Genomic DNA, 5,796 nt, shown 5'->3' with positions numbered 1-5,796 from the left:
GCTCCCCGCCGCCGACCCCGCCACCCGCGCCCTCCTCGGCGGTGCCTACCGCACCGAAGTCCTCTTCTACCGCGACATCGCCCCCACCGTCGCCCTCCGCACCCCGCGCTGCCACCACGCCGCGATCGACCCCGACACCTTCGACTTCGTCCTCCTCCTGGAGGACCTCTCCCCGGCGGCCCAGGGCGACCAGCTGGCCGGCTGCTCGCCCCGGCAGGCCGCCGGCTGCATGACCGCCCTGGCCGGCCTGCACGGCCCCCGCTGGTGCGACGACTCCCTGCTCGGCATCGACGGCCTGCACCACAACACCGCCGCCGACGCGGACACCCTGGCCGAGGTCTACGCCCCCGCCGTCGAGACCTTCATCGACCGCTTCGGTGACCGCCTCCACCCCGCCGACCGGGACACCCTGCGCCGGACCACCGAGACCATGGGCCCCTGGCTGGTGGCCCGCTCCGAACGCTTCGGCCTCGTCCACGGCGACTACCGCCTGGACAACGTCCTGTTCCCACCGGACGGCGACACCGCGACCACCGTCGACTGGCAGACCCTCACCATCGGCCTGCCCGCCCGCGACCTGTCCTATTTCCTGGCCACCAGCCTCACCGCCGAGGACCGCCGCACCCACGAACGCGACCTCGTGACCCGCTACCACGAGGCCCTCCTCGCCCACGGCGTCAGCGACTATCCGCTTGACCTGTGCTGGGACGACTACCGCTTCGCCCTTCTGCAAGGCCCTCTCATCACCGTCCTGGGCTGTGCCTACGGCACCCCCACCGAACGCGGCGACGCCATGTTCCTCACCATGGCCGCCCGCGCCTGCACCGCCATCCGCGACCTCGCTCCCCCCGCGCCATGACGGCGCACCGGCCGCCCGCGGCCATTCCGGCACGCCCGGCGCGCCCGGTCTAGGGCAGGCGGCCGGCGAGCCAGGTCGGTTCGAGGTCGCCGCCGTCGGTCCTGCCCATGCGGGACAGGGCGGTGCGGGCCGCGTCGTCGCCGGTGGCGAGGCGCACGGCGATCCTGTCCTCGATGTCCTTCGGCGCGCCGCCGGAGTAGCCGTTGAAGACGCTGGAGAAGACCAGCGTGCGCCCGCCGGGGTCGCGCACGTAGCCGGACAGCGCGGTGACACCCGTCAGCGTGCCGGTCTTGGCGTGGACGTTCCCGGCGGCGGCGGTGCCCCGCATCCGGTTCGCGAGCGTCCCGCCGGTCATCGGGCCGGGCTGCCCGGCGATGGGCAGCGCGGCGTACCAGGCGGGGAACCAGGGCCGCTTCCGGACGTTCCGCAGCAGCGTGCCGAGCTGCGCGGCCGTCGTGCGGTTGCCGCGCGACAGGCCCGAGCCGTCCGTCATGGTCACCTGGGAGGCGTCGACGCCGAGCCGCCGGAGTTCGGCGGTGACGGCGGGCAGCCCGGCCTCCCAGCTGCCCTCGCCTCGCGTCTCGCGGCCGATGGCCTTGACGAGGGTCTCGGCCATGACGTTGTTGCTGAGCTTGAGGAACGGTACGGCGAGCCGGGACAGCGGCATCGAGGTGCGGGCCGCGACCGTCCGGGCGTCCGCGGGCGTCCGGCCGCGCTCGGTGGCCCCGGCCACCCGGACGCCGTGCGCCCTGAGGGCCCTGCGGAAGACGTCCGCCGCGTACAGCGCCGGCTCCTCGACGGTCCGCAGGACGCTGGTGGGCGCCGCGCCCGCCGGATGGGAACCGGTCACGACGATCGTGTTGCCGCCGTTGCTCCGGTCGACCGCGAGGGTGGACGCCGAGCCGGGCGCGCCGGTGACGGCCTTGTTGTCGATCTTCACCACATCGGTGCGGGGCGTCAGCCCGACCCGGAGCGGCCGCCCCTCGCGGGCCGCGGGGGCGAGCGAGATCTCGACCGAGCCGGCGTCGAAGTCGTCGTTGGGGGAGACGGTCAGCGCGGACGTCTGCGCCGCGTAGGCGTACTGGAGGTCGGCGGGATCCCAGTCGGCCGGGGTCCGCCGGGCGTCGAACCAGGTGTCGTCGGCGACGAGGTCGCCGCGGATCCTGGTGATGCCCTTGGCGGCGACGGCCGCGGCCAGCCGGTCGTACTCGGCGGCCCGCATGGTCGTGTCGCCGGTGCCGGTGAGGTAGAGGTCGCCGCCCTTGACGCGCACCGTCGTGCGGAAGCGGTATCCGGGGCCGAGGATGCCGAACGCCGCCGCCGCGGTCTGCAGCTTGTTGTTCGAGGCCGGGGTGCGCGGCGCGCCGGCGTCGCGGTCGTAGAGGGTCTCGCCCGTCCCGGCGTCCCGGACCGTCACGCCGACCGCCGCGCCCTGGAGGCGCCCGTCCCGCAGGATCGCGTCCAGTTCGGCCGCCAGGCCCCCGGCCGGCGCGGCGTGGGCGGGGACGGCGGCGGCGCCGCCCAGCGCCATGCCGCCGCCCAGCAGCAGGGCGATCCCGGCGCTCTTGATCATGGCGCGAGTCTACGCGGGGTGACCGCGATCACAAATTCATAAGATCAAGTCTTGACGCGCGACAATAGTTTGTCTAACGTTCGTCGCTGTCAAGGTAGTCGCTGTCGAGGTAAGCGTCCCTTTGCCCCGCGTTGAAGGGAAGGCCCCATGCGCACCGGATCCGGATCCGACCGGGAGGCCGTTCCCGCGCCCGGGGCTCCGCTGCTGGACATCGACGGCCTCGACGTCGGCTACGACGGCGCGGTGCGGGCCCTGCGCGGGGTGTCGCTGCGGATCCCGCGCCGGGGCGTGGTCGCCGTGCTCGGCGGCAACGGCGCCGGAAAGACCACCCTGCTGCGCGCGATCTCCGGGACGCTCGGCTCCGCCGGCGGCGCCGTCACCGCGGGGACGATCCGGCTCGACGGCCGCGACATCGGCGGCCTGCCCGCCGCCGAGATCGTGCGGGCCGGCGTCGCGCAGGTCCCCGAGGGCAGGCGCGTGTTCCGCGACCTCACGGTGGAGGAGAACCTGCGGGCCGGCGGCCTCACCGCGGCGCCGCGCATCAGGCGCGAGGCGCTCCACGGCGTCTTCGAGCTGTTCCCCGGCCTGGCCGAGCGCCGCCGGGAGCGGGCCGGGCTGCTGTCCGGGGGCCAGCAGCAGATGCTCGCCATCGGCCGCGGGCTGATGAGCCGCCCCCGGCTGCTCCTCCTGGACGAGCCGTCCCTCGGCCTCGCGCCGCGGCTCGTCGCGCAGATCGGCGAGATCGTCACGGAGATCAACCGCCAGGGCACGGCGGTCCTGCTGATCGAGCAGAACGCCGTCATGGGGCTGCGGGTGGCGGACAGCGCCTACGTGCTCGAGGTCGGGAGGGTGGCCGCGTCCGGCCCCGCCGAGGTGCTGGCCGGCAGCGACGAGATACGCGGCCGCTACCTCGGTGCCGGCGCGGGCACCGGAACCGCGTCCCCGGCCGGGCCGGGCCCGGACGACGACCGGGAGGCGGACGCCGTGGACGCCACGGACGGCGGGCTGGCGGGACTGGCGGCGGCCGTGCACGCGGGCGGCGTCGGCACCGTGCGCGCCGAGGCGCTGCAGGTCGACGGGGTGACGGTCCGCTTCGGCGGCGTCACCGCGCTCGCCGACGTCTCCTTCGAGATCGAGCCGGGCACCGTGCACGCCCTCATCGGCCCGAACGGCGCCGGGAAGTCGACGTGCATCAACGTCCTCGGCGGGGCGTACCGGGTCGCCGCCGGCACCGTCCGCTACGGCGACCGGACGCTCACCGGGCTGCGGGCGGACCAGATCGCCGGCCTCGGCGTCGCGCGGACCTTCCAGAACATCTCGCTCTCCCTGGACGCCACCGTCGCCGACAACCTCCTCACCGGGCGGCACCGCCTGATGCGCTCCGGCGTGCTCGGCGGCGCGCTGGGCCTGCCCCGCGCCCGCCGGGAGGACCGCGAGCACCGCGCCCAGGCGGGGCGGGTCGCCGAGCTGCTCGGCCTCACCGACCTGCTCGGCCGGTCCGTGCACACCCTCTCCTACGGCGACCGCAAGCGGGTCGAGCTGGGGCGCGCGCTGTGCGCCGAGCCGACCCTGCTGCTCCTGGACGAGCCGGTCGCCGGCATGAACCCCGCCGAGTCCGCCGAGATGGCCGCGACGATCGCGGCCGTCCGGCGCGAGCTGGGGATCTCCATCCTCCTCGTCGAGCACGACATGCCGTTCGTGATGGGCCTCGCCGAGCGCGTCACCGTGCTCGACTTCGGGCGGCGCATCGCGGACGGCACCCCCGCCGAGGTGCAGCGCGACCCGGAAGTCCTGCGGGCCTACCTCGGGTCGGAGGCCGCATGAGTGAGGGCCGCCTGGGGGAGGGAGGGCGCGCCCCATGAGCTACCTGCTGACCCAGCTGGTCAACGGCGTGTCGCTCGGCCTTGTCCTCGGGCTGATCGCGGTGGGCTTCGTGGTCGTGTTCAAGTCCACCGGGGTGCTGAACTTCGCGCACGGTTCGGTGCTCCTGCTCGGCGCCTACCTCGTGTCCCGGCTCCAGCCGGAACTCGGGTTCTGGGGCGCGTTCGCCGCCGGGGTGGCGGGCGCGGCCCTGGTCGCCGCGCTGATCAACACGCTGCTGGTGCGGCGGGTCGCCGAACACGACCCGGGCGTGCTCGCGATCCTGACGATCGGCGTGGACATCCTGCTGCTCACCGAGCTGACCAGGCAGCTCGGCAACGAGGTCCGCAACATCGGCGCCCCCTGGGGCGCGTCGGTCGTGAGCGCGGCGGGGGTGAGCCTGCCGGCGTCCCGGGCGATCGCCGCGGGGACGGCGGTCGTGCTGTTCGGCACGCTCGGCGCGCTCGCGGCCCGCACCGACTGGGGGCTCGCGATGCGCGCGGCGGCCGCCGACCCCGACACCGCCTCGCTGATGGGCATCCGGCTCGGCCGCACGAGCGCGGTCGGGTGGGGGCTCGCCGGTGCGCTGGCGGCCGTCGCGGGGGTGTTCCTGACCTCCTACCCGACGCCCGGCGTCGAGCCCGGCGTCTCCGTCGTCGCGTTCGCCGCGATCCCCGCCTGGGTGCTGGGCGGCTTCGACTCGGTGCCGGGCGCGGTCGTCGGCGGCCTCGTCATCGGGATCGCGCAGGCGCTCGCGGTCGGCTACGAGTCCGAGCTGCACTTCCTCGGTGGCGGGTTCGGCGAGGTCGTCCCCTACGCGGTGATGGTGCTCGTGCTGCTGCTGCGCCCGCACGGGCTGTTCGGACAGAAGGAGGCCATCCGTGTCTGACCGGCCCGCCGCGTCCCTCCGGCTCGGTTCGCCGCCGCACGCCGCCGGCGGCGTCCTGCTGCTCGGCGCGGTCGCCGGTCCGCTGTGGCTCACCGACTTCTGGCTGCAGGCCGGGCTGTTCGCGATGGCCGCCGTGGTCGGGGCGATCGGCCTCACCCTGCTGGTCGGCGTCGCCGGGCAGCTGTCGCTCGGCCACGCGTTCTTCCTCGGCGTCGGCGCCTACACCTACACCCTCCTCGCCGGGGAACGGGAGGACGGGATGTCCGGCTTCGGGCTGCCCCCGGTGGCGGCCCTGCTCGCCGCCGCGCTGGTGGCGGGGGCGGCGGGCGCGGCGTTCAGCCCCATCGCCGGACGGCTGCGCGGCATCTACCTCGGCCTCGCCTCGCTCGGGCTCGTGTTCCTCGGCCGGCACGTCTGGCTCAACGCCGAGGACGTCACCGGCGGCTACAACGGCCGCACCGTCGAGGCGTTCGCGGTGCCCGGCTTCAGCTTCAGCGACGAGAACCCCGACTACCTGGCGGTGCTCGGGACGCCGTTCGGCGAGCTGCACCGCCTCTGGTACCTGTTCCTCGCGGTCGCGCTGCTGGCCGCCCTCTGCGGCCGGGGCATCAAGGC

At 75.1% G+C, this 5,796-nt stretch carries 4 protein-coding genes and 1 pseudogene; 4 read left to right on the top strand and 1 reads right to left on the bottom strand.

The window, feature by feature from the left end; all coding sequences use genetic code 11:
• Window positions 1–859: oxidoreductase family protein (locus tag E1289_RS36090; RefSeq protein WP_131988430.1), on the top strand; the 859-nt coding region annotated here is incomplete at its 5' end.
• A 49-nt stretch (window positions 860–908) separates the two neighbouring features.
• On the opposite strand, the gene dacB is transcribed toward E1289_RS36090, so the two are convergent.
• Window positions 909–2,432 (bottom strand): D-alanyl-D-alanine carboxypeptidase/D-alanyl-D-alanine-endopeptidase, encoded by a 1,524-nt coding sequence (gene dacB / locus E1289_RS36085; protein WP_131988428.1) that lies wholly within the window; start codon window positions 2,430–2,432, stop codon window positions 909–911.
• Between the two features lie 147 nt (window positions 2,433–2,579).
• On the opposite strand from dacB, the gene E1289_RS40380 reads away from it, so the two are divergent.
• From E1289_RS40380 to E1289_RS36070, 3 genes and pseudogenes are all read left to right on the top strand, one after another.
• Window positions 2,580–4,256, top strand: a complete 1,677-nt coding sequence (locus tag E1289_RS40380; protein ID WP_131988426.1) for an ATP-binding cassette domain-containing protein — start codon at window positions 2,580–2,582, stop codon at window positions 4,254–4,256.
• Between the two features lie 34 nt (window positions 4,257–4,290).
• Window positions 4,291–5,181, top strand: a complete 891-nt coding sequence (locus E1289_RS36075) for a branched-chain amino acid ABC transporter permease (RefSeq protein WP_131988424.1) — start codon at window positions 4,291–4,293, stop codon at window positions 5,179–5,181.
• Window positions 5,174–5,796: pseudogene (locus tag E1289_RS36070) on the top strand (branched-chain amino acid ABC transporter permease); the annotation flags it as partial. The gene E1289_RS36075 and the pseudogene E1289_RS36070, both read left to right, overlap by 8 nt.

The sequence above is a fragment of the Actinomadura sp. 6K520 genome (genome assembly GCF_004349245.1).
GTDB lineage: Bacteria > Actinomycetota > Actinomycetes > Streptosporangiales > Streptosporangiaceae > Spirillospora.
The sequence above is the reverse complement of the archived record's forward strand: the minus strand, read 5'-3'. Positions and strand labels throughout refer to the sequence as shown.

Excerpts from the sequence above, each read along its gene's own strand:
- dacB (WP_131988428.1), bottom strand. The coding sequence starts at position 2,432 with ATGATCAAGAGCGCCGGGATCGCCCTGCTGCTGGGCGGCGGCATGGCG.
- E1289_RS40380 (WP_131988426.1), top strand. The coding sequence starts at position 2,580 with ATGCGCACCGGATCCGGATCCGACCGGGAGGCCGTTCCCGCGCCCGGG.
- E1289_RS36075 (WP_131988424.1), top strand. The coding sequence starts at position 4,291 with ATGAGCTACCTGCTGACCCAGCTGGTCAACGGCGTGTCGCTCGGCCTT.